A 23754-nucleotide genomic window follows, 5' to 3' on the forward strand; every position below is an offset into this window, starting at 1 on the left:
CTGGAACCCCATGCCGCGCTCGCTGCTCGGGCGCATGCTATTCCTCACCCTGCTGGTGGTGCTCATGGCCCAGGCGCTGTCGAGTGTCATCTGGGTTTCGCAGCTGCGCGCCAGCCAGATGGAAGGCCTGCTCACCAGCGCGCGCAGCCTGGCCCACTCCATGGCCGCCAGCGTCGCCTACTTCCGCTCGCTGCCCCTGGGCTACCGGCCGCTGGTGCTGGACCAGCTGCGCAGCATGGGCGGCACGCGCTTCTTCGTCTCCCTCAACGACAAACCGCTGGACATGCAGGTGCTGCCCGCCACGCCGCGCAAGGCCGCGGTGCTGGATGTGGTCGACGACGTGCTGCGCGAGCGCCTGGGCAAGCAGGTGGACCTCTCGGTGCAGTTCGTCAGCCCCGACGACCTGCGCATCTTCAACGGCGAGCTCAAGCTCGACGAGCTGCCGCGCTCCTGGGCCCACTACGCCCTGAGCCTGGAGCCGCTCAACCCGCCGGTGCTGGTGACGCAGATCCAGATCGCCCCCAACGAATGGCTCTACCTCGCCTCGCTGATGCCGGCACCTTACGTCAGCCTCGAAGACCAGGGCCTGCCGGCGCAGCAGCTGTGGTTCATCATCCTCACTAGCAGCTTCCTGCTGCTGTTCATCGGCCTGCTGGTGCACTGGCAGAGCCGGCCGCTCAAGCGCCTGGCGGCAGCGGCGCGGGACATGTCCCTGGGCGCCACCGTGGAGCCGCTGGCGGAGGCAGGTGGCAGCGAGGTGGTGGAGGTGAGCCGCGCCTTCAACAGCATGCGCGAGCGCATCAGCCGCTACCTCAGCGAGCGCAGCCAGCTGTTCAGCGCCATCTCTCATGACCTGCGCACCCCCATCACCCGCCTGCGCCTGCGTGTCGAACTGCTGGAAGACGAAGCCCTGCAAGCCAAGTTCGGCCGCGACCTCGACGACCTGGAGCTGCTGGTCAAAGGCGCGCTGCAGTGCGTGAAGGACACCGACATCCACGAGAACATCGAGCCGGTGGACCTCAACCACCTGCTGCACTGCCTGGTGGACCCCTACCTGGGCAACGGCCGCGTCACCCTGGAAGGCACCGCGCGCCGGCCCTTCCCAGGCAAGCCCCTGGCGTTGCGACGCTGCATCGGCAACCTGGTGGACAACGCCCTCAAGTACGGCCAGCGCGCCCACCTGCACATCGAGGACGGCCGCGACGCCTTCGTGCTGCATGTGGATGACGAGGGCCCCGGCGTGCCCGAGCAGCGCCTGGAGCAGGTCTTCGAGCCGCACTTCCGTCTCTCCGGCCAGCAGCAGGGCTACGGGCTGGGCCTGGGCATCGCCCGCAACATCGCCCATAGCCATGGCGGCGAGGTCAGCCTGCGCAACCTGCGTGAAGGCGGGCTGCGGGTGACCCTGGAGCTGCCCCGCGTCGCCGACTGAGCACCGCTCGCCACTGCGCATCAGGGCCAGGGCTCCAGCCCCAGCAGGCGGCGCCCGTGTTCGCTGAGTTCCGCGCGGGCGAAGTGGCGGCGTTCGTACTCCCTCGGGTCGCCGGGGAAGGGGTCGCCCAACGGGTGGGTCTGCTCCGCCCAGGTGCGGATGCGCGCCTGGCGCAGGGCCTCGTTGTCGAAATCCGCCGGGAACATCGAGATGTACTGCGCCAGGCGCACGCGATCCTCCGAGCGGTTGGGGCGAACGCCGTGGGCCAGCAGGCTGTTGAAGATCAGCAGGTCGCCCTTGTCGAGGCGAATGTTTTCGATGGCGTGCGCGCCGATATCCGGCTTGAAGGGGTTGGCGCCTTCGGGCTGGCGCGACCACCACTGCTCGATCGCTTCGAAGATGCCGGGCACGCACTGGAAGCCACCGACCTCGTCGTCCTGCGGCGCCAGGGACAGCACGCCCTGGGCGGCGATGGGCAGCGGCCGTTGCGACACATCGACGTCGAAGTGGATGAAGCCGTCCTTCTTCCCGGCCGCGCGGGCCGCCTTGTTCGGCGGGTTGAGGTTGGCGCGGTCGATGGCCACCCACAGGTCCTCGCGGTCCCAGATGTCGACGAAGGCGTCGTAGATGCGCCGGTTCTGCCGGGTGTCCCACAGGCTCTGGTGGTTGTAGACCTCCACCATCCCGGTGTTGTTGAGCTCGGTCATGCGGTGTTCGCGCAGTTGCGGGCGATACCAGGTGCTCGGGTCGTTCGGGTCCATCTCCTGAAAGCGCCAGAGCATCGCCACCACCGCGTCGGCCTCGGCGGTACTGACCGCGCTGCGCACGATCACGTAGCCCTTGCGGGTCCAGTGCTGCCAGTCGGCCTCGCTCAGCACGCGCAGCGGGCGGCGCTTGTCGATGGCCTGCAGCGGGGTGGTGGCGCTCCCCGCGCCAGGGTGGTTGCCGTGCCCGTCGGTGTAGAGGGTCGCCATGTCGTTCTCCTGCGTCGTTGTGATGGGAACGCTTCGCAGGCTATCCAGCGGGGCGCGGCGCCGATGCCGCGGTTAGAGGTAGAAACCGATACTTTTATGGCGTGAGTGCGTTCACCGGTTGCGCTATCGTGCCGGCATGCGCGCATACCTCGAAACCATCATTCCCGACGACGGGGCCTCCTGGGCACTGCTGAACCGGCGCCTGGAGGAGGGCATCCCCTTCGAGTGGCACCACCACCCGGAGTACGAGCTGACCCTCACCCTCAACAGCCGTGGCCATCGCTACATCGGTGACGACATCGAGCCCTACGACGATGGCGACCTGGTGCTGGTCGGCCCCGGGTTGCCCCACAGCTGGTGCTCCCGCGAGCGGATCGACGCCGGGTCGCCCCATGTGGCGCTGGTCATCTGGTTCCACCGCGACTGGGCCAATGGCCTGCTGGCCATGTTCCCCGAGCTGCGTGACATCGGCGTGCTGCTGGCGGGTGCGGAGCAGGGGTTGAGTTTCGGTGCGGCGACCCGCGCCGGCGTGCGCCCGCTGATCGAAGCGATGCCGGAGGCGGAGCCGGGCCGGCGCCTGATGCTGTTGCTGGACGTCCTGTTGCAGCTCTGCCGCGACCCGGATGTGCTGCACCTCGCCAACGCGCCGGCCACGCCTGCCGCCATGCCCACGGCCGACCCGCGCATCCAGCGGGTGCTGGACCGGCTGCACCAGGGCTTTGCCGAGCCGCTTTCCATCCCCGAGTTGGCCGAACTCGCCTGCGTCAGCGTCTCGGCCTTCCATCGGATGTTTCGCCGCCACACGCGGATGACCGCCGTGCAATACGTCACGCGGTTGCGCATCGGTCGCGCCTGTTCGCTGCTCATCGCCACCGACCTGGCCGTGGTGCGCATCGCCGAGCAGGTGGGCTATGCCAACCTCTCGCTGTTCAACCGCCAGTTCCTCGCGCTCAAGGCCAGCACCCCGAGGGACTTCCGCCGCCTGCACCGCAAGGCGCCGAACCCGCCCCGGGTGGTGTCGGCGATGGGTTGAACCAACCGAGGCAGTTTCCGTTCTGTGTAACCGAGCTGTGACCTTCGGGCATCCCTTTGTTACCCGGCGTTCCGACCATCCTGTTTAGACTCCTGGCATGCGCAAGCACCGACTTGCACAGCCATAAAAACAAAAAGGTGATCCCCTCATGAATGCGTTCTCTCGCCTGGCCGTTGTCGTATCCCTCGCTTCGTTCTTCCCCCTTTCCGCCCTCGCCGGTGAAGTGGAGGTTCTGCACTGGTGGACCTCCGGTGGCGAAAAACGCGCCGCCGACACCCTCAAGGAACTGGTCGAGAAGAAAGGCCATACCTGGAAAGACTTCGCCGTCGCCGGCGGTGGTGGCGAGGCGGCCATGACCGTGCTGAAGACCCGCGCCGTATCCGGCAACCCGCCGTCCGCCGCGCAGATCAAGGGGCCGGACATCCAGGAGTGGGGCGAACTCGGCCTGCTCACCGAGATGGACAACGTGGCCGAGGAGGGCAAGTGGGACCAACTGCTGCCCAAGCAGGTCGCCGGCATCATGAAATACGAAGACCACTACGTCGCCGTGCCGGTCAACGTGCACCGGGTCAACTGGCTGTGGATCAACCCCGAGGTGTTCAAGAAGGCCGGCGCCACGCCGCCCACCACCCTCGACGAATTCTTCGTCGCCGCCGACAAGCTCAAGGCCGCCGGCTTCATCCCCGTCGCCCACGGTGGCCAGCCCTGGCAGGACGGCACCACCTTCGAAAACATTGCCCTGAGCATTCTCGGCCCGCAGGACTACCACAAGGCCTTCGTCGAGCTGGATTCGGCGACCCTTTCCGGCGACAAGATGGTCAAGGTGTTCGAGACCCTGCAGAAGCTCCACGGCTACATCGACGCCAACGCCGCCGGCCGCGACTGGAACTCCGCCGCCGCGCTGGTCATCAACGGCAAGGCCGGCATGCAGATCATGGGCGACTGGGCCAAGGGCGAATGGACCGCCGCCGGCAAGGTGGCGGGCAAGGACTACCTCTGCGTGCCGTTCCCCGGTACCCAGGGCAGCTTCGACTACAACATCGACTCGCTGACGATGTTCAAGCTCAAGGACGACGCCAACCGCAGTGCCCAGGAAGACCTGGCGCGCATCGTCATGGGCACCGAGTTCCAGACCCTGTTCAGCCAGAACAAGGGCTCCATCCCGGTGCGCCAGGACGTTGACATGAGCGGCTTCGACAGCTGCGCCCAGGCCTCCATGAAGGACTTCAAGGAAGCCGTCGGCAACGGCGGGCTGCAGCCGAGCATGGCGCACCTGATGGCCTCCTCGGGCTACGTCCAGGGCGCGGTGTTCGACGTGGTCACCAACTTCTTCAACTCGCCCTCGGCGGACCCGAAGAAAGCCGCCCAGCAGCTGGCTGCCGCCATCCAGGCCGTGCAGTGACCTCCGGGGCCGCGTAAGCGGCCCCTCCCTTACCGACGTTTTTCCAGGTGCCGGCAGGCGCCACGGGTTCCTGCTGCCTCGATTTCTCTCTGCTCCCTACGGGAGAGCGGGCTGTTCGCGTCACCTGTCATACGGAGTGCCCCATGAGCTCAACCGCAGTCTTCGCCAAGGCATCGCCGCTGGATGCGCTGCAACGCTGGCTTCCCAAGCTGGTGCTGGCGCCGAGCATGCTCATCGTGCTGGTCGGCTTCTACGGCTACATCCTCTGGACCTTCCTGCTGTCCTTCACCAACTCGCGCTTCATGCCCAGCTACAAGTGGGTGGGCCTGCAGCAGTACGAGCGCCTGTGGGACAACGACCGCTGGTGGGTCGCCAGCCACAACCTGCTGGTCTATGGCGGGCTGTTCATCACCATCAGCCTGGTGATAGGCGTATTCCTCGCCGTGCTGCTGGACCAGCGCATCCGCCGCGAAGGCTTCATCCGCACCGTCTACCTGTACCCCATGGCGCTGTCGATGATCGTCACCGGCACCGCCTGGAAGTGGCTGCTCAACCCCGGCCTGGGGCTGGACAAGCTGCTGCGCGACTGGGGCTGGGAAGGCTTCCGCCTCGACTGGCTGGTGGATCCGGACCGCGTCGTCTACTGCCTGGTGATCGCCGCCGTGTGGCAGTCCTCCGGCTTCGTCATGGCGCTGTTCCTTGCCGGCCTGCGCGGGGTCGACCAATCCATCGTCCGCGCCGCCCAGGTGGACGGCGCCAGCCTGCCCACCATCTACCTGCGCATCGTCCTGCCGAGCCTGCGCCCGGTGTTCTTCAGTGCGCTGATGATCCTCGCCCACATTGCCATCAAGAGTTTCGACCTGGTGGCGGCGATGACCGCCGGCGGCCCCGGCTACTCCTCCGACCTGCCGGCGATGTTCATGTACGCCAGCACCTTCACCCGTGGGCAGATGGGCCTCGGCGCGGCCAGCGCCATGCTCATGCTCGGCGCCGTGCTGGCGATCATCGTGCCCTACCTGTATTCCGAACTGAGGAACAAGCGCCATGACTAGCCTGGCCGGAAAACCCCCGTTCAGCCTCAGCCGCCTGGCCATCCACGCGACCCTGATCTTCGCCTGCGCCCTCTACCTGGTGCCGCTGGTGGTGATGCTGCTGACCAGCTTCAAGACCCCCGACGACATCCGCACCGGCAACCTGCTGTCGCTGCCGGACGTGTTCACCCTGATCGGCTGGGCCAAGGCCTGGACCCAGGTCGGCGGCTACTTCTGGAACTCGGTGATGATCACCGTGCCGGCGGTGCTGATCTCCACGCTGCTCGGTGCGCTCAACGGCTACGTGCTGTCCATGTGGCGCTTCCGGGGTTCGCAGCTGTTCTTCGGCGCGCTGCTGTTCGGCTGCTTCCTGCCGTTCCAGGTGGTGCTGCTGCCGGCGTCCTTCACCCTCGGCCAGTTCGGCCTGGCCAACACCACCGCCGGCCTGGTGCTGGTGCACGTGGTCTACGGCCTGGCCTTCACCACGCTGTTCTTCCGCAACTTCTACGTCAGCATCCCCGACGCCCTGGTGCGTGCGGCGCGGCTCGACGGGGCGGGGTTCTTCACCATCTTCGGGCGCATCCTGCTGCCGATGTCGGTGCCCACCGTCATGGTCTGCCTGATCTGGCAGTTCACCCAGATCTGGAACGACTTCCTCTTCGGCGTGGTATTCGCCAGCGGCGACAGCCAGCCCATCACCGTGGCCCTCAACAACCTGGTCAACACCAGCACCGGGGCCAAGGAATACAACGTCGACATGGCCGCCGCGATGATCGCCGGCCTGCCGACCCTGCTCGTCTACGTGTTCGCCGGCAAGTACTTCCTCCGGGGTTTGACCGCCGGCGCGGTCAAGGGCTGAACGCCGCTGCGCGTGCCCGCGACGCTACTCATTTGTGGAGATTGATATGGCAACCCTCGAACTGCGCAACGTCAACAAACGCTACGGCAGCGGCCTGGCCGACACCCTCAGGGACATCGAGCTGTCCATCGACTCGGGCGAATTCCTGATCCTCGTCGGCCCCTCGGGCTGCGGCAAATCCACCCTGATGAACTGCATCGCCGGGCTGGAGGACATCACCGGTGGCGCCATACTCGTCGACGGCGCCGACATCAGCGGCATGAGCCCCAAGGACCGGGACATCGCCATGGTGTTCCAGTCCTACGCCCTGTACCCGACCATGAGCGTGCGCCAGAACATCGCCTTCGGCCTGAAGATCCGCAAGCTGCCGGCCGCCGAGATCGAGGCCGAAGTCAGCCGCGTGGCCAAGTTGCTGCAGATCGAGCACCTGCTCGAACGCAAGCCCGGCCAGCTCTCCGGCGGCCAGCAGCAGCGCGTGGCCATGGGCCGGGCCCTGGCGCGGCGGCCGAAGATCTACCTGTTCGACGAGCCGCTCTCCAACCTCGACGCCAAGCTACGGGTGGAGATGCGCACTGAAATCAAACTGATGCACCAGCGCCTCAAGACCACCACCGTCTACGTCACCCACGACCAGATCGAAGCCATGACCCTGGGCGACAAGGTGGCGGTGATGAAGGACGGCGTCATCCAGCAGTTCGGCACCCCGCAGCAGATCTACAACGACCCGGCCAACCTCTTCGTCGCCGGCTTCATGGGCTCGCCGCCGATGAACTTCATCCCCCTGCGCCTGCAGCGCCGCGACGGCCAGCTGTGGGCCCTGCTGGACAGCGGCCAGGCCCGCTGCGAGCTGCCCCTGGGCGAGCTGGGGGAGGGCATCGAAGGGCGCGAGGTAATCCTCGGCGTGCGCCCCGAGCAGATCCTCGCCAGCGCGCCGGCCGACGCCAGCCTGCCGAGCATCCGCGCCGAGATCGAAGTCACCGAACCCACCGGCCCCGACACCCTGGTGTTCACCAGCCTCAACCAGACCAAGGTCTGCTGCCGCCTGGCGCCGGACGCCGCGCCGCAGATAGGTGAAACCCTCTCGCTGTATTTCGATCCCAGCAAGGTATTGCTCTTCGACGCGCAGAGCGGTGAGCGGCTGGGTGGGCTGGGAAAGTCACGAACCGTTGAGCGCGCGGGCAATGTCGCGCAGTTCAAGGGGCGTTGAAAGGAAGGCCGCCCCGGCTGCCATCCGAGCCCAGGGACGGCCCTGATATCCAAGGCAATACAACAATAAAAACTGGAGTGGATATGAACGTGAAGAAGAGTTGGTGGATGCTGCCCTGCGCCATGCTGGCGATGCCCGGAGCGGCCAATGCACTGGAGTTCACCGGCTACATGCGCAGTGGCGCCGGCAGCTCCACCGACGGCGGCACCCAGTCGTGCTTCCAGCTGCCGGGGGCGCAGTCCAAGTACCGCCTCGGCAACGAATGCGAGCAGTACATCGAGCTGGACCTGCGCCAGGATGTGTTCAAGCTCGACGACGGTTCGGTGATCAGCCTCGAAGGCATGGCCCAGCTGTACAACCAGTACGGCCACACGCCCAAGTTCACCGGCGACTACGGCTTTGCGCGGATGAACCAGATGTACGCCGAGTGGAGCAATATGCCCGCCCTCAATGGCGGCTCCTTCTGGGCGGGGCGTCGTTTCTACAAGCGTAACGACATCCACATCTCCGACTTCTACTACTGGAACCAGAGCGCCACCGGCTTCGGCTTCGACGAAGTGGCCATCGGCGACCTGAAGTACAGCTACGTCTTCTCGCGCAAGGACAACTACGACCAGAAGCCCTACATCAACCGCCATGACTTCAACGTCGGCGGCTTCCAGACCAACCCCGGCGGCGAGATGGAAGTGGGCTTCAGCTACATCGACAAGCCCGACAGCACCGACTCCCACAGTGGCTGGGCGGTGACCGCGCAGCACAAGCAGAAGCCCTTCGCCGGCGGCGCCAACACCTTCGCCCTGCAGTACGGCCGCGGCCCGGGCACCGGCCTCGGCTACACCGGCGACCCGACCCTGGACAACAGCGCCTCCAGCTGGCGCGCCGTGGAGTTCTTCGACTGGCAGATCACCCCGCGCTTCGGCGGTCAGTTCGAGGTCGTCTACCAGAAGGACAAGCGCCCCGACGGCGCCGACCAGAACTGGCTGTCGGTGGGCGTGCGCCCGGTCTACGCCATCTCCGAGCAGTTCAAGCTGGTCACCGAACTGGGCCGCGACCAGGTAGAAGCCCCTGGCGGCACCCGCAAACTGACCAAGTTCACCATCGCCCCCACCTGGTCGCCCGCCGGCCCGGGCTTCTGGGAGCGCCCGGAAATCCGCCTCTACTACACCTACGCCAGCTGGAACGAAGCGGCGCAGCGTTCGGCCAGCCTGCTGGCGGCCGGCTCGGCGCTCTCCGACACCGGCGCCTACGGCACCGACCTGCACGGCTCCAACGTCGGCGTGCAGATCGAGTACTGGTGGAAGTGAGCCTGCGCGGCGCGGCCCTGCGATGAGTCGTGGCGAACCGCGCCGCCATGGCCTGGAACTGGCGGCCGAGCCCGTGGAGCATCCGCTCGCCGGGCTCTTCGTCCCCGGTGTGCGCCAGGTCTTCCGTTGGGGCAGCGAGCAGGGGCGCGAGCTGCTGCTGATCGATCACCCGCGCTGCCGCGCCATCTTCGCCCGCCAGGGCGGCCAGCTGCTGCACTTCCAGCCGCGCGGCGAACGCCCGCTGCTCTGGTGCGCCGCGCGCTGGCCCAGGCTCGGCGCGATACGCGGCGGCGTGCCGGTGTGCTGGCCCTGGTTCGGTCGCCACCCGCAGGAAAGCGGCTGGCCCCATCACGGCTGGGCACGCCTCACCGACTGGCGCCTGCAGGAGCGCGAAAGCTCCGACGCCGGCGTGCGCCTGCGCTGGCGCCTGGCCCTGCATGACTGGGAGGTGGAGCTGCAGGCGGAGCTGGGCGATGAGCTGGCGCTGACCCTGACCACCCGCCATGGCGACCAGGAACCCTGCGTACTCAGCCAGGCGCTGCACGCCTATTGGAGCATCAGCGACATCGCCCGGGTCGCCGTGCTCGGTCTGGAGGGCGCCAGCGGGCAGGACCTGCTCAGCCGCCAGCGCTTCACCCAGCAGGGCGAGCTGCGCCCGGTGGAAGGCTGTCATCGCATCTTCGATCACGCCGGCCCGCTGCACCTGCAGGACGCCGGCTGGCAACGCCGCGTGCGCATCGACACCGGCGGTTCACCCAATACCGTGGTCTGGCACCCCGGCAGCCGCCCGCTCAGCGATGTCAGCTGGAAGGAAGGCCTCGGCTTCGCCAGCATCGAAGCCGCCGCCTGCGGCACCGGCAGCCAGGTCTTGGCGCCAGGGGAGACGGCGCGCATCCAGCTGCGTGCCAGGGTGGAGTGAATACCTGAGGTAGCCCGGGCTTCAGCCCGGGGGCAGGCTGAGGGCTCGGCAGTATGAGCACGTGCCGTAGGGTGTGCCGTGCGCACCTCCGCTCGGTGCTTCCGGCGAGTCCGAGGTGCGCGCAGCACACCCTACGTCCGGAGTGAACGGCGGCTGCATGCTCCGAGGCCTGGCTGTGCTCACTCCAGGGGGGGGCAAAAAGCAACGCCATGCTCCAGGAACGTGGATGTTTACTCGCGAACGCGCCACCCCTCCGACCATCGGCCCCGAATCAATCCCGCCACCCTGGGTCTGCCTTTTAAAGGGCCTTAGCCCGGCTCTTCATCCGCGGGGTAGCGGCTGGCGTTGAGGCTTTCCTTGATCTTGCGCAGGTGCGGCTGGAAGTCGACGCCGCGGCGCAGGGTCACGCCGGTGGCCAGCACATCGAGCACGGTGAGTTGGATGATGCGCGAGGTCATCGGCATGTAGATGTCGGTGTCCTCCGGCAGCGGGATGTCCAGGCTCAGGGTGCTGGCGCGGGCCAGCGGCGAGCCGGCGGCGGTCAGGCCCAGCACAGAAGCGCCGTTCTGCCGCGCCAGGCGCGCCACTTCCACCAGTTCGCGGGTGCGGCCGGTGTAGGAAATGATCACGAACAGGTCGCCCGTGTGGGCCACCGAAGCCAGCATGCGCTGCATCAGCACATCGGCATGGGCCGACACGGCGAGGTTGAAGCGGAAGAACTTGTGCTGGGCGTCCAGGGCCACCGGTGCCGAGGCGCCCAGGCCGAAGAAATGGATCTGCCGGGCCTGGATCAGCAGGTCCACGGCGCGGCTGATCAGCTGCGGGTCGAGGGCGTTGCAGGCGCTGTCCAGGGACGCGATGGCGCTGCCGAAGATCTTGCGCGTGTAGGCCTCGGGGCCGTCGTCCGCCTCTACCGCGCGGCTGACATAGGCGGCGCCGCTGGCCAGGCTCTGCGCCAGCTGCATCTTCAGCTCCGGGTAGCCGTTGACGCCGAAGGAGCGGCAGAAGCGGTTCACCGTCGGCTCGCTGACGCTGGCGGCCTGGGCGAGGGCGGCGATGCTGAAGCGCGTCGCCTGCTGTGGGTCCTGGAGAATGACTTCGGCGACCTTGCGTTCGGCCTTGTTGAGGTCTTCGAGTCGTCCCTGGATCTGCTCCAGAAGATTGCGTACGCGGTCCATGTAGGTTCCTTGCAAGGGGCCTGCAAAATCGGTGGCCTATCGTAATGAGGGGCACCGGCCAGAGCCAGAGGTAACAGGAGGGTGACAAAATGTTGTTCTTATTACTACATTTATTCTTGATATGGCCATTCTCACCGTGTATTTCTAGTTCAACCTCGTAAAAGAACAATCATTATGGCTTCCTTATCTGTAGAACCCTGCACCTTCGCCCTGTTCGGCGCCCTCGGCGACCTGGCCTTGCGCAAGCTGTTCCCGGCGCTCTACCAACTGGACCGCGCCGGCCTGCTGCATGTCGACACGCGCATCCTCGCCCTGGCCCGCGAAAGCGAGGAGGGCGGCGCGCGCCTGGCATCCATCGAGGAACACCTGCGCGGCTACGTGCCGGAGCGGGAGATCGACGCGGCCGTGCTGCAGCGCTTCATGGCGCGGCTGAGCTACCTGCCCATGGATTTCCTCCACGCCGAGGGCTACCAGGTGCTGGCCGAGCGCGTCGGCCCCGAGGAGCGGCTGATCGCCTACTTCGCCACGCCGGCTTCGGTCTATGGCGCCATCTGCGAGGGCCTGGCCCGCGTCGAGCGCGCCCGCCACACCCGCGTGGTGCTGGAGAAGCCCATCGGCCACGACCTGGAATCCTCGCGTCGGGTCAACGACGCGGTGGCCGTGCACTTCCCCGAAAATCGCATCTACCGGATCGACCACTACCTGGGCAAGGAGACGGTGCAGAACCTCATCGCCCTGCGCTTCGCCAACAGCCTGTTCGAAACCCAGTGGAACCAGCACCACATCTCCCACGTGGAAATCACCGTGGCCGAACAGGTGGGCATCGAGGGGCGCTGGGGCTACTTCGACGAAGCCGGCCAGCTGCGCGACATGATCCAGAACCACCTGCTGCAGCTGCTCTGCCTGATCGCCATGGACCCGCCCAGCGACCTTTCCGCCGACAGCATCCGTGACGAGAAGGTCAAGGTGCTCAAGGCCCTGGCGCCCATCACTGCCGCCCAGGTGGCGCAGCAGGTGGTGCGCGGCCAGTACATCGCCGGCAGCACCCAGGGCCGCCCGGTGCCGGGCTACCTGGAAGAAGAGAACTCCAACACCCAGAGCGACACCGAAACCTTCGTCGCCCTGCGTGCCGACATCCGCAACTGGCGCTGGAACGGCGTGCCCTTCTACCTGCGCACCGGCAAGCGCATGCCGCAGAAGCTGTCGCAGATCGTCATCCACTTCAAGGAGCCGCCGCACTACATCTTCGCCCCCGAGCAGCGCCCGCTGATCAGCAACCGGCTGATCATCCGCCTGCAGCCCGACGAAGGCATCTCCCTGCAGGTGATGACCAAGGACCAGGGCCTGGACAAGGGCATGCAGCTGCGCAGCGGCCCGCTGCAACTGAGCTTCTCCGACACCTACCGCAGCGCGCGGATCCCCGATGCCTACGAACGCCTCCTGCTGGAGGTGATGCAGGGCAACCAGAACCTCTTCGTGCGCAAGGACGAAATCGAGTACGCCTGGCAATGGTGCGACCAGTTGATCGACGGCTGGAAGCAGTTGGGCGACTCCCCCAAACCCTACGCGGCCGGCACCTGGGGGCCGGTCGCATCCATCGCATTGATCACCCGTGACGGCAGGAGCTGGTATGGCGATCTGTAATCTCGACCTGCCCACGCAGGTCACCGGGGTCAGCCTCGGCAGCCCCGAACAACTGGCCGGCGAACTGGCCCTGCACGTGGCCGGCGCCCTGCGCTCGGCCATCGACTCCCACGGCGTGGCCTCCCTGGTGGTTTCCGGCGGGCGCAGCCCCATTGCCTTCCTCGAGCGGTTGTCCGCCCAGGAACTGGAACTGGACTGGTCCCGCGTCGCCATTAGCCTCGCCGACGAGCGCTGGGTGCCGGTGGGCCACGCCGACAGCAACGAAGGCCTGGTGCGTCGCCACCTGCTGCAAGGCCCGGCGGCCAAGGCACGCTTCATCGGTCTCTATCATTCCGCCGCCAGCCTGGACGAGGCGGCGCGCCTGGCCGATGCCGCGCTCGCCGAGCTGCCGCAGCCCATCGATGTGCTGGTGCTGGGCATGGGCGAGGACGGCCACACCGCCTCGCTGTTCCCCAAGAGCCCCGGCCTGGACGAAGCCTTGAGCCACTCGTGCACCCGGCGCTGCGTGCCCATGCAGGCGCCGAGCGTGCCGCGCCAGCGTCTGTCCATGCCGTTGCCGCTGCTGGCCGGCGCGCGCCTCACGCTGCTGGCGGTGCAGGGGCAGGGCAAGCTCGACACCCTGGCCACCGCGCTGGCCGGTGAAGACGTGGCGGCCATGCCGATCCGCGCCTTCCTCCACCAGCCCCTCGAGATCTACTGGTGCCCTTGAGCCCGAAGGACCTGTCATGAACGCGAATCCCTCCCCAGTGCGCAACGTGCCGAGCATGGCCGAGAAGGTCGAGATGATCGACCGGCTCTGCGCCGAAGCCCGCATCCTCCCGGTGATCACCATCGAGCGCGAGGAACACATCCTGCCCCTGGCCGATGCCCTGGCCGCCGGCGGCCTGCGGGCCCTGGAAATCACCCTGCGCTCCGAGCACGGCCTCACCGCGATCCGCCTGCTGCGTGAACAGCGCCCGGACCTGCTGATCGGCGCCGGCACCGTGCTGGACGAACAGATGCTCGCCGAGGCCGAGGCCGCCGGCGCGCAGTTCATCGTCACCCCCGGCTGCACCGCCGAACTGCTCGACGCCGGCCGGCAAAGCCCGCTGCCGTTGCTGCCCGGCGTCGGCAGTGCCTCGGAAATCATGCTCGGCCACGCCCGAGGCTACCGGCGCTTCAAGCTGTTCCCCGCCGAAGTGGTAGGCGGTGCGGCGGCCCTCAAGGCCTTCGCCGGCCCCTTCCCGGGCATCCGCTTCTGCCCGACCGGTGGGGTGAAGCCGGACAACGTGCGCAGCTACATGGCCCTGCCCAACGTCATGTGCGTGGGCGGCACCTGGATGATGGAAAGCGCCTGGGTGCGCGCCGGCGACTGGGCGCGCATCGAAGCCACCACCGCCGAGGCGCTCAGGCTGCTGCAGTGATGCCTCGTCCAGTGGCCCAGCGTTCGTGGGTGGCGGCAGTGTTTACCGTCATTCCCGCGAACGCGGAAACCCACTGAACGCGGAACCCACTGAACCAGCTGAACCCACCGAGCGGGCCAGAACCCACTGAAAAGCACAGTGCAGCGACGCCCCCCAACGACAGAAACCCCAGCGAGGATCGCCCCATGTCCCGTTTCGCCCCCGAAGCCCTGTTCCCCCATGCCGACGACATCCCCGAAGCCTGGCGCCTCGGCGCACCGGTGGAGCAGCGCGAATACCTGGTGGAGGGCGAGCTGCGTCGCTGGGACGGTCCCCTGGCCACGGTGCGCAGCCCGATCTTCCTCAAGGGCGAGCAGGGTGAGGAACAGGTCATCCTCGGCAGCACGCCGCTGCTGGATGCCGACGCCGCGCTGGAGGCGCTGGACGCCGCCGTGCGTGCCTACGACAACGGCCAGGGCGCTTGGCCCAATATGCGTGTCGGTGAGCGCATCCACCATGTCGAGCTGTTCCTGGCGCGCATGCGCGAGCGGCGCCACGAGGTGGTGCGCCTGCTGATGTGGGAGATCGGCAAGAACCTCAAGGATTCCGAGAAGGAGTTCGACCGCACCTGCGACTACATGGTCGACACCATCAACGCCCTGAAGGAACTCGACCGCCGCTCCAGCCGCTTCGAGCTGGAGCAGGGCACCCTCGGCCAGATCCGCCGCGTGCCCCTGGGCGTGGCGCTGTGCATGGGCCCCTACAACTACCCATTGAACGAAACCTTCACCACGCTGATTCCGGCGCTGATCATGGGCAACACCGTGGTCTTCAAGCCGGCCAAGTTCGGCGTGCTGCTGATGCGCCCGCTGCTGGAAGCCTTCCGCGACAGCTTCCCGGCCGGCGTCATCAACATCATCTACGGCCGTGGCCGCGAGACCGTCAGCGCGCTGATGGCCAGCGGCAAGGTCGACGTCTTCGCCTTCATCGGCACCAACAAGGGCGCCAGCGACCTGAAGAAGCTGCACCCGCGCCCGCACCGCCTGCGCGCCGCCCTGGGGCTGGATGCCAAGAACCCCGGCATCGTCCTGCCGCAGGTGGACCTGGACAACGCCGTCAACGAGGCCGTCACCGGCGCACTGTCGTTCAACGGCCAGCGCTGCACAGCGCTGAAGATCCTCTTCGTCCATGAAGACGTGCTCGAACCCTTCCTCGCGCGCTTCAGTGCCAAGCTCGCCGCGCTCAAGCCAGGCATGCCCTGGGAAGACGGCGTGGCGCTGACGCCGCTGCCGGAGCCGGGCAAGGTCGACTACCTCGCCACCCTGCTGCAGGACGCCACCGCCAAGGGCGCCCAGGTGGTCAACGAAGGCGGCGGCCAGAGCCGCGAGAGCTTCTTCTACCCGGCGCTGCTGTGCCCGGTGAGCCCGGACATGCGCATCTACCAGGAAGAGCAGTTCGGCCCGCTGGTGCCCGTGGTGCCGTACCGAGACGTGCAGGTTGCCATCGACTACGTGCTGGATTCCGACTACGGCCAGCAGCTGTCGATCTTCGGCAACTGCTCTGCCGAGGTCGGCCGCCTGGTGGACGCCTTCGCCAACCAGGTGGGGCGTATCAACATCAACGCCCAGTGCCAGCGCGGGCCGGACACCTTCCCCTTCAACGGGCGCAAGAACTCAGCCGAAGGCACCCTGTCCGTGCACGACGCGCTGCGCACCTTCTCCATCCGCACCCTGGTGGCCACCCGCTTCCAGGAAGACAACAAGACGCTGATCAGCGAGATCATCCGCAACCGCGAATCCAGCTTCATCAGCACCGACTACATCTTCTGATGCGCCTGGCACCGATTCTCGCGCTGCTGTTCCTGGCCGGCACCGCACAGGCGGCGGAACCGGCCTGCGGTGACTTCCTCGAGCAGCTCGGGGTCGAGTCGCCCGGGCTGCACTTCGAAGGCTGCAAATTGGAGGAGGGCGGCCAACTGCGCCAACTGGTGGCCGAGTACCAGGTGCCCGGCCCCCAGGCCCATGGCGTGGAAAGCCTGCTGCAACAACGCTTCGGCCTGCAGCCGCTGAGGTTCATCTGCTGCGGCTGGGACACCCAGCCCGCCAACGCGCCCCACGCCAGCGGCCGGCCCTACGAGATCCACATGAACTCCGGCGAGACCCTGGAAAAGGACTGGGCGCGCATCGACCGCTTCCATGTCAGCGTCACCCTCTATCTCGAAGACCCGTGATCCCGGGGGCTGCTACGCGCCAAGTAGGGTGGATGACGCTTTTTTCATCCACCGGCGGTGTTGTTTGTGACACCGAGTTGGGGCAGCCGCAGCCACGTACCGGCTGCGGGTCTTCGCGGCTGAAGCCGCTCCCACAAGGAGAGCCCGCTGCGACGCCAACCTCGGGAGGTGGTCCGGGCGTAGGGTGGATGGCGCTTTTTTCATCCACCGGCGGTGTTGGTTTGTGACACCGAGTTGGGAGCCCTGCGGTCTGCTTGGCGACTGAAGTCGCCCCTACATCGCCCCTACGACGTCGTGCCAGGGGGGATTTCCTGTGGGAGCGAATTCATTCGCGATGGCTCCGTCCCGGGCTAAAGCCCGGGCTACAACAGCCTCGCGTGGCGAGTGAAACCAGACGGGGTAACGCGATGCGTCCTTCAGCCTCCGCTACGCACCTGCAACCTTCGCGGTATTGCCAGCACCCCTGGCTGGTAGTCCCCGGCGATGGCCTGCAGCGCCCGATCCAGCACCTGTTCGGCGATCAGCTCGTGCTGCTGGCGCATGGAGTTCACCGGCAGCGGTAGGAAGTCCAGCAACTGGGTGTCGCCGAAGGTGGCCAGTTGCAGCTGCTGCGGCCAGGCGCCCCGTTCGCGCAGCACATCCAGCACGCCGGCCAGCAGCACGTAGGCGGTGGTCACCAGTGCATCCGGCAGGTGGCCCTGGCGCTCCAGCAGGCCCAGCATCAGTTGCCGGCCGCACTCGCGGCTGAACTCGGCGCCATGCTCCACCCGCATTTCGCCCCCGAAGCCGGCGAGTGCCGCGCGGAAGCCCGCCTCGCGGTCGCGGCTGATGGGCAGCTCCGGCCGCGCGCCGAGCAGCGCCACGTGGCGCGGCGGCGGGTTCAGGAGGCTGCGGGTGAGCAGTTGCGCCGCCTGGTGGTCATCGCTCACCACCGAGCAGAAACGCCCCGGGGCCAGCTCGCGGTCGACGGCGATCACCGGCAGCCCGGCATCCAGCAGCGCGCCCAGGCTCGGGTCCTGGGGCGGCAGGCAGCTGGCGACGATCAGCGCATCGCAACGCCGCGCACTGAAGAGCTGCAGCAGCTGGCGTTCGCTCTCCGGCTCGTCGTCGGAGCTGGCGATCAGCAACTGGTAGCCCCGGGCCCGTGCCTGTTGTTCCAGCAGCTTGGCCAGGCGCGCATAGCTGGGGTTCTCCAGGTCCGGGAGGATGAAGGCCAGGGTGCGCGTCTGCCCACGGCGCAAGCCGGCGGCATGGGGATCGGGGCGGTAACCGTGGGCATCGACCACCGCGCGCACCCGCTCCACGGTGGCGGGGGAGATGCGTTTCTCCTCGGCCTTGCCGTTGACCACATAGCTGGCGGTGGTGACCGAAACCCCGGCCAGCCGGGCGATGTCACTGAGTTTCAAGGGGCGACTCCTCGTGGGGTGCGCGTTTCATCGGTCGGGCTTCAAGCGGCGAAGAATATCGAGTAACGTGCCGCCCTGGATTAGTGAAACGATTCAGCACGGCTTTTGTCCAGATAGCAACCACCCTCTGCCAAGGGTTGGGCAGCGCCTAAGCTGAAGGTTCATCGCACAACGACAACAGGGCCTGAAGGCCCGCGTGGAGGAAACGGCATGCTCGAACTGACCCCGGCTCTGGTGTCCATGGGCCTGGCGGCGGCGGACAAGGCCGCCGCCCTGCAATTGGTGGCCGGCCGCCTGGTGGGGGATGGGCTCGCCGCCGAGGGCTACCTGGCCGCGCTGCAAGCGCGTGAAGCGCAGGGCTCGACCTACCTCGGCCAGGGCCTGGCCATTCCCCACGGCACCCCGGAAACCCGTCACCTGGTCCACGCCACCGGCGTGCGCCTGCTGCACTTTCCCGACGGGGTGGACTGGGGCGACGGCCAGCGCGTTTACCTGGCCATCGGCATCGCCGCGAAATCCGACGAGCACCTGCGCTTGCTGCAACTGCTGACCCGCGCCCTGGGCGAAGGCGACCTGGGGGACGCCCTGCGCCGCGCCGAATCCGCCGACGCCATCATCGCGCTGCTCCAGGGTGGCCCTGGCGAGCTGGCGCTGGACGAGCAACTGGTGGCGCTGGGCAGCACCGCCGAAGATTTCGACGAACTGGCCCTGGAAGGCGCGCGCCTGCTGCGTCGCGCCGGCTGTGTCGCCAAGGGTTACGCCAACCAGCTGTTGCAGGGCGAGGCGCTGCCCCTGGGCGAAGGCCTCTGGTGGCTGGACAGCGACCAGGCGGTGAGCCGCCCCGGGCTCGCCTTCGTCGCCCCGCGCACGCCCATGCGCCATGAGGGCCAGCCGCTGGCCGGGCTGTTCTGCCTCGCCAGCCGGGGCGATGCCCATGTGGCGCTGCTGGAGCGTCTCTGCGCGCTGCTGATCGAAGGCCGTGGGGCCGAACTGGCCCGTGCCGCCGATCGCCGCCGGGTGCTGGAGACCCTGGCGGGCGACGCCACGGCCGACTGGCCGAGCCTGCGCGTGCCCCTGGCCAACGCCCACGGCCTGCACGCCCGCCCGGCCAAGGAGCTGGCGCAACTGGCCAAGGGGTTCGCCGGGGACATCCGCGTGCGCGTCGCCGACAGCGGGCTGCCGGCGGTGAGCGCGCGCAGCCTGAGCAAGCTGCTGGGCCTGGGCATCCGTCGGGGCCAGGTGCTGGAGCTGCTGGCCGAACCGGGCATCGCCGCCGAAGCCCTGCCGGTGCTGCGCCAGGCGGTGGAGCAGGGCCTGGGCGAGGAGGTGGAGCCCCTGGCGGACGGCGCCCCCGAACAGCCCGAAGCCGAGTTGCCGGAAGCCGCCCCCGCCGCACCGGCGCCCGGCAGCCTGCTCAACGCCGTACCGGCCTCGCCGGGCATCGCCATCGGCCCGGCCCATGTGCGGGTGGCGCGGACCTTCGACTACCCCGCCCGTGGCGAGACGCCCGCCAGCGAGCGCAAGCACCTGCACCAGGCACTGGCCCAGGTGCGCGCGGAGATCGAGGCGCTGGTGCAGCGCAGCGAGGTGAAGGCCATCCGCGAAATCTTCGTCACCCACCTTGAAATGCTCGCCGATCCGGCCCTGGGCGAAGAAGTGGAGGCCCGGCTGCAGCGTGGCGAAAGCGCTGCCGCCGCCTGGGCGGGCGTGATCGCCACCGCCGCCGCGCAGCAGGAATCCCTGCAGGACGCGCTGCTGGCCGAGCGTGCCGCCGACCTGCGCGACATCGGCCGCCGCGTGCTGGCCAAGCTCTGCGGCGTCGTGGAGCAGGCCGAGCCCGAACGCCCCTACGTGCTGGTGCTGGACGAGATGGCGCCCTCCGACGTCGCGCGGCTGGACCGTACCCGCGTGGCCGGCATCCTCACCGCGCGTGGTGGCGCCACCTCCCACAGCGCCATCGTCGCCCGCGCCCTGGGCATTCCCGCCCTGGTCGGCGCCGGGACCGGGGTGCTGGCCCTGGAGACGGGCACGCCGCTGCTGCTGGACGGCGGTCGTGGCCGCCTGGTGGTGGCACCGGAGCAGGCCCTGCTGGAGCGCGCCCGGGCCGAGCATCAGGACCGCGAGCGCCTGCTGCGCGAGGCCGAGGCGCACAAGAACGAACCGGCCCGAACCCGCGACGGCCACCGGGTGGAGGTCTGCGCCAACCTGGGCGACGCTGCCGGCGCCGTGGCGGCGGTGGAGCAGGGCGCCGAAGGCGTCGGCCTGCTGCGCACCGAATTCATCTTCATGGCCCATTCCCAGGCGCCCGACCTGGCGAGCCAGGAGGCCGACTACCGCAAGGTGTTCGACGCCCTCGACGGCCGCCCGCTGGTGGCGCGTACCCTCGATGTGGGTGGCGACAAACCCTTGCCCTACTGGCCCATCGCCCATGAGGAAAACCCCTTCCTCGGCCTGCGCGGCGTGCGCCTGACCCTGCAGCGGCCCAAGGTGATGGAGACCCAGTTGCGCGCCTTGCTGCGTGCCGCCGACGGCCGCCCGCTGCGCATCATGTTCCCCATGGTCGGCAGCGTCGCCGAATGGCGCCAGGCCCGCGACATGGCCCTGCGCCTGGCGGAGGAAATCCCCCAGGCCGACCTGCAGCTGGGGATCATGGTCGAGGTGCCGTCCGCGGCGTTGCTGGCCCCGGTGCTGGCCCGCGAGGTGGACTTCTTCAGCATCGGCACCAATGACCTGACCCAGTACGCCCTGGCCATCGACCGTGGCCACCCGACGCTCTCGGCCCAGGCCGATGGCCTGCACCCGGCCGTGCTGCAACTCATCGAGCTCACCGTGCGTGCTGCCCATGCGCGGGGCAAATGGGTGGGGGTGTGCGGCGAACTGGCCGCCGACCCGCTGGCGGTGCCGCTGCTGGTGGGGCTGGGGGTGGACGAGCTCAGCGTCGCGGCGCGTAGCGTGCCCGAGGTCAAGGCGCGCATCCGCGAGCTCAGCCTGGCCGACGCCCAGGAACTGGCAGGCGTGGCGCTGGCGGCGGAAAGCGCCGAAGCGGTACGCGCCCTGGCGGAGAAATTCTGATGGCACGCATCCTCACGCTCACCCTCAACCCGGCGCTGGACCTCACCCTGCGCCTGCCGCGCCTGGAGCCCGGTGCGGTCAACCGTGGCCAGGCGCTGGTCAGCCACGCCGCCGGCAAGGGCCTCAACGTCGCCCAGGTGCTGGCCGACCTCGGCCACTCCCTCAGCGTCAGCGGCTTCCTCGGTGCCGGCAACGCCCAGCCCTTCGAGGCGCTGTTCGCCCGGCGCGGCTTCCACGACGCCTTCGTCCGTGTCGAGGGCGAAACCCGCAGCAACCTCAAGCTGGCCGAAGACGACGGCCGCATCACCGACATCAACGGCCCTGGCCCGGACGTGAACGCCGCCGCGCGGGACGAACTGCTGCGCCGCCTCGACGCCCTGGTGCCCGGCCACGACCTGGTGGTGGTGGCCGGCAGCCTGCCACGGGGCGTGGACGCCGACTGGTTCGCCACACTGCTGCGACGCCTGCATGGGCTGGGCGCACGGGTGGCGCTGGACAGCAGCGGGGCGGCCCTGCGCGCCGGGCTCGCCAGCGCGCCCTGGCTGGTCAAGCCCAACGCCGAGGAGCTGGCCGACGCCTGTGGCCGCCCCCTCGACGAACTGGCCGCACAGGCCGAGGAGGCCGCGCGCCTGCAGGCCGCCGGCATCGAGCACCTGGTGCTGTCCATGGGCGCCGAGGGCGTGCGCTGGTTCAACCGGGGGCAGGCCCTGCAGGCGCGCCCGCCCAAGGTGAAGGTGGCCAGCACCGTGGGCGCCGGCGATTCGCTGCTGGCGGGCATGGTCAACGGCCTGCTGGCCGGCTGGCCCGCCGAGCGCACCCTGGCCCACGCCACCGCCATCGCCGCCCAGGCGGTGACGCAGATCGGTTTCGGCATCAATGACCGGGCGCAACTGGCCGCGCTGGAAAGCGCGGTGCTCGTGCAGCCCGTAGAAGAACAACACGAGGTTCCCCGATGAAATTCGCCCTTGTCACCGCCTGCCCCAATGGCGCGGTCAGCAGCCTGATCAGCGCGCGCCTGCTGGAGGCCGCCGCGCGCCGCCTGGGCTGGATGCCCCAGGTGGAAATGCCCGGCGGCGAAACTGTGCCCGCCGAAGCGCTGGCGGCTGCCGACTGGGTGCTGGTGGTGAAGACCGGCCCGCTGGACCTCGCGCGCTTCGCCGGCAAGCGCCTCTACCTGGCGACCCCGGCCGAGGCCCTGCACGAGCCGGAAGCCTTCCTCCAGCGTGCCGAGCGCGAGGCCCAGGTACCGGCCGAACAGGCCGCGCCTGCACCTGCCGTGGCCAGTGAACGGCCACGCCTGGTAGCCGTCACCGCATGCCCCACCGGCGTCGCCCACACCTTCATGGCCGCCGAGGCGTTGAAGCAGGCCGCCGCGCGCCTGGGCATGGAGCTGCAGGTGGAAACCCAGGGCTCGGTGGGTGCCCGCGACCCGCTGCCGGCCGCAGCCATCGCTGCCGCCGATGTGGTGCTGCTGGCCACCGATATCGAAGTGGACACCGCCCGCTTCGCCGGCAAGCGCGTGTACCGCTGCGGCACCGGTGTCGCCCTCAAGCAGGCCGACACCACCCTGCGCAAGGCCCTGGCCGATGCCCAGGTGCAGCAGGCCGGCAAGCCCGGCAGCACCCAGGCCGAGGGCCAGGGCGAGGCCAAGGGGGTCTACAAGCACCTGCTCACCGGCGTGTCCTTCATGCTGCCGATGGTGGTGGCGGGGGGGCTGCTGATCGCCCTGTCCTTCGTCTTCGGCATCGAGGCCTTCAAGGAGCAGGGCACCCTGGCCGCCGCGCTGATGCAGATCGGCGGCGACACCGCGTTCAAGCTGATGGTGCCGCTGCTCGCCGGCTACATCGCCTATTCCATCGCCGACCGCCCGGGCCTGGCGCCGGGGATGATCGGCGGGCTCCTGGCCGCCACCCTGGGCGCGGGCTTCATCGGCGGCATAGTCGCGGGCTTCCTCGCCGGCTACTCGGCCAAGGCCATCAGCCGCTGGGTCAGGCTGCCGCAGAGCCTGGAGGCGCTCAAACCCATCCTCATCATCCCGCTGCTGGCCAGCCTGATCACCGGCCTGGTGATGATCTACGTGGTCGGCAAGCCGGTGGCCGGCATGCTCGCCGCGCTGACCCAGTTCCTCGACGGCATGGGCAGCACCAACGCCATCCTCCTCGGCGTGCTGCTGGGCGGGATGATGTGCGTCGACCTCGGCGGGCCGATCAACAAGGCCGCCTATGCCTTCTCCGTCGGCCTGCTGGCCTCGCAGAGCTACGCCCCCATGGCCGCGACCATGGCCGCCGGCATGGTGCCGCCCATCGGCCTGGGCATCGCCTGCCTGCTGGCGCGGCGCAAGTTCGCCCAGAGCGAGCGCGAGGCGGGCAAGGCGGCGCTGGTGCTGGGGCTGTGCTTCATCTCCGAGGGCGCCATTCCCTTCGCCGCCAAGGACCCGCTGCGGGTGATCCCCGCCAGCATCGTCGGCGGCGCGCTCACCGGCGCGCTGTCGATGTACTTCGGCTGCAAGCTCATGGCGCCCCACGGCGGGCTGTTCGTCATGCTCATCCCCAACGCCATCAACCACGTGCTCGCCTACCTGCTGGCCATCGTTGCCGGCAGCCTGGTCACCGGCCTGCTCTATGCCGCGCTCAAGCGCGGCGATAGCCAGGAGTTAGTGCCCTCGTAGGATGGGTAGAGCGGAG

19 protein-coding genes are annotated in these 23754 nt (G+C 68.5%); 16 read left to right on the forward strand and 3 right to left on the reverse strand.

Features of this window, described 5'->3' with window-relative positions:
• Nucleotides 1–10 precede the first annotated feature (10 nt).
• On the forward strand, nucleotides 11–1429 hold the full coding sequence (locus PI990_RS14160) for an ATP-binding protein (RefSeq protein WP_021222503.1): 1419 nt from the start codon (nucleotides 11–13) through the stop codon (nucleotides 1427–1429).
• Between the two features lie 20 nt (nucleotides 1430–1449).
• On the opposite strand, the gene PI990_RS14165 is transcribed toward PI990_RS14160, so the two are convergent.
• A complete protein-coding gene (locus tag PI990_RS14165) occupies nucleotides 1450–2403 on the reverse strand; it encodes a phytanoyl-CoA dioxygenase family protein (RefSeq protein ID WP_271661017.1) in 954 nt (317 codons plus the stop codon).
• A 136-nt stretch (nucleotides 2404–2539) separates the two neighbouring features.
• On the opposite strand from PI990_RS14165, the gene PI990_RS14170 reads away from it, so the two are divergent.
• The 7 genes from PI990_RS14170 (at nucleotide 2540) to PI990_RS14200 (ending at nucleotide 10158) form a co-directional block, all read left to right on the forward strand.
• The gene (locus PI990_RS14170; RefSeq protein ID WP_271661018.1) at nucleotides 2540–3436 is read left to right on the forward strand and encodes an AraC family transcriptional regulator; all 897 of its coding nucleotides are present in this window, start codon (nucleotides 2540–2542) and stop codon (nucleotides 3434–3436) included.
• Nucleotides 3437–3584: 148 nt separating this feature from the next.
• A complete protein-coding gene (locus PI990_RS14175) occupies nucleotides 3585–4838 on the forward strand; it encodes an ABC transporter substrate-binding protein (RefSeq protein ID WP_271661019.1) in 1254 nt (417 codons plus the stop codon).
• A gap of 143 nt (nucleotides 4839–4981) precedes the next feature.
• Nucleotides 4982–5890 carry a carbohydrate ABC transporter permease gene (locus PI990_RS14180; RefSeq protein WP_263403046.1) on the forward strand — a complete coding sequence of 303 codons (909 nt, stop codon included), beginning with the start codon at nucleotides 4982–4984 and terminating at the stop codon, nucleotides 5888–5890.
• Complete coding sequence (locus PI990_RS14185) at nucleotides 5883–6728, forward strand: carbohydrate ABC transporter permease (protein WP_021222508.1); 846 nt, start codon at nucleotides 5883–5885, stop codon at nucleotides 6726–6728. Before PI990_RS14180 ends, PI990_RS14185 begins: the two co-directional genes overlap by 8 nt.
• Before the next feature lie 46 nt (nucleotides 6729–6774).
• Nucleotides 6775–7935 (forward strand): ABC transporter ATP-binding protein, encoded by a 1161-nt coding sequence (locus PI990_RS14190; protein WP_021222509.1) that lies wholly within the window; start codon nucleotides 6775–6777, stop codon nucleotides 7933–7935.
• A gap of 83 nt (nucleotides 7936–8018) precedes the next feature.
• A complete protein-coding gene (locus tag PI990_RS14195) occupies nucleotides 8019–9239 on the forward strand; it encodes a maltoporin (RefSeq protein ID WP_442969326.1) in 1221 nt (406 codons plus the stop codon).
• Nucleotides 9240–9261: 22 nt separating this feature from the next.
• Nucleotides 9262–10158: a D-hexose-6-phosphate mutarotase gene (locus PI990_RS14200; RefSeq protein ID WP_271661020.1), complete on the forward strand. Its 897-nt coding sequence runs from the start codon at nucleotides 9262–9264 to the stop codon at nucleotides 10156–10158.
• A 308-nt stretch (nucleotides 10159–10466) separates the two neighbouring features.
• Here the strand turns inward: PI990_RS14200 and PI990_RS14205 are convergent, their stop codons facing one another.
• Nucleotides 10467–11336: a MurR/RpiR family transcriptional regulator gene (locus PI990_RS14205; protein WP_021222869.1), complete on the reverse strand. Its 870-nt coding sequence runs from the start codon at nucleotides 11334–11336 to the stop codon at nucleotides 10467–10469.
• 174 nt (nucleotides 11337–11510) lie between these two features.
• Here PI990_RS14205 and zwf point away from each other — a divergent pair, with 174 nt between their 5' ends.
• The 5 genes from zwf to PI990_RS14230 all read left to right on the forward strand — a co-directional run bounded on the left by zwf (nucleotide 11511) and on the right by PI990_RS14230 (nucleotide 16592).
• Complete coding sequence (gene zwf, locus PI990_RS14210; protein WP_271661021.1) at nucleotides 11511–12980, forward strand: glucose-6-phosphate dehydrogenase; 1470 nt, start codon at nucleotides 11511–11513, stop codon at nucleotides 12978–12980.
• The gene (gene pgl, locus PI990_RS14215; RefSeq protein WP_271661022.1) at nucleotides 12967–13689 is read left to right on the forward strand and encodes a 6-phosphogluconolactonase; all 723 of its coding nucleotides are present in this window, start codon (nucleotides 12967–12969) and stop codon (nucleotides 13687–13689) included. The genes zwf and pgl overlap by 14 nt, the downstream gene beginning before the upstream one ends.
• 55 nt (nucleotides 13690–13744) lie before the next feature.
• Nucleotides 13745–14383, forward strand: coding sequence for a bifunctional 4-hydroxy-2-oxoglutarate aldolase/2-dehydro-3-deoxy-phosphogluconate aldolase (locus PI990_RS14220; protein ID WP_442969334.1), 639 nt, complete (start codon nucleotides 13745–13747; stop codon nucleotides 14381–14383).
• A 185-nt stretch (nucleotides 14384–14568) separates the two neighbouring features.
• On the forward strand, nucleotides 14569–16191 hold the full coding sequence (locus tag PI990_RS14225) for an NADP-dependent glyceraldehyde-3-phosphate dehydrogenase (protein ID WP_271661024.1): 1623 nt from the start codon (nucleotides 14569–14571) through the stop codon (nucleotides 16189–16191).
• A complete protein-coding gene (locus PI990_RS14230) occupies nucleotides 16191–16592 on the forward strand; it encodes a DUF4952 domain-containing protein (RefSeq protein WP_271661025.1) in 402 nt (133 codons plus the stop codon). Before PI990_RS14225 ends, PI990_RS14230 begins: the two co-directional genes overlap by 1 nt.
• Before the next feature lie 416 nt (nucleotides 16593–17008).
• Here the strand turns inward: PI990_RS14230 and cra are convergent, their stop codons facing one another.
• Nucleotides 17009–17998 carry a catabolite repressor/activator gene (cra, locus tag PI990_RS14235; RefSeq protein WP_271661026.1) on the reverse strand — a complete coding sequence of 330 codons (990 nt, stop codon included), beginning with the start codon at nucleotides 17996–17998 and terminating at the stop codon, nucleotides 17009–17011.
• Nucleotides 17999–18208: 210 nt separating this feature from the next.
• On the opposite strand from cra, the gene ptsP reads away from it, so the two are divergent.
• Genes ptsP through PI990_RS14250 form a run of 3 tightly spaced genes read left to right on the forward strand, consistent with a single transcriptional unit; the run spans nucleotide 18209 to nucleotide 23738 of the window.
• Nucleotides 18209–21070, forward strand: coding sequence for a phosphoenolpyruvate--protein phosphotransferase (gene ptsP, locus PI990_RS14240; RefSeq protein ID WP_271661027.1), 2862 nt, complete (start codon nucleotides 18209–18211; stop codon nucleotides 21068–21070).
• Entirely contained in the window at nucleotides 21070–22026 is a 957-nt protein-coding gene (gene pfkB, locus PI990_RS14245; RefSeq protein ID WP_271661028.1) for a 1-phosphofructokinase, read from the forward strand. Before ptsP ends, pfkB begins: the two co-directional genes overlap by 1 nt.
• On the forward strand, nucleotides 22023–23738 hold the full coding sequence (locus tag PI990_RS14250; RefSeq protein ID WP_271661029.1) for a fructose-specific PTS transporter subunit EIIC: 1716 nt from the start codon (nucleotides 22023–22025) through the stop codon (nucleotides 23736–23738). The genes pfkB and PI990_RS14250 overlap by 4 nt, the downstream gene beginning before the upstream one ends.
• Nucleotides 23739–23754: the final 16 nt, after the last annotated feature.

Origin of the sequence: Pseudomonas sp. TUM22785 (assembly GCF_028198105.1) — a bacterium.
GTDB lineage: Bacteria > Pseudomonadota > Gammaproteobacteria > Pseudomonadales > Pseudomonadaceae > Metapseudomonas > Metapseudomonas solani.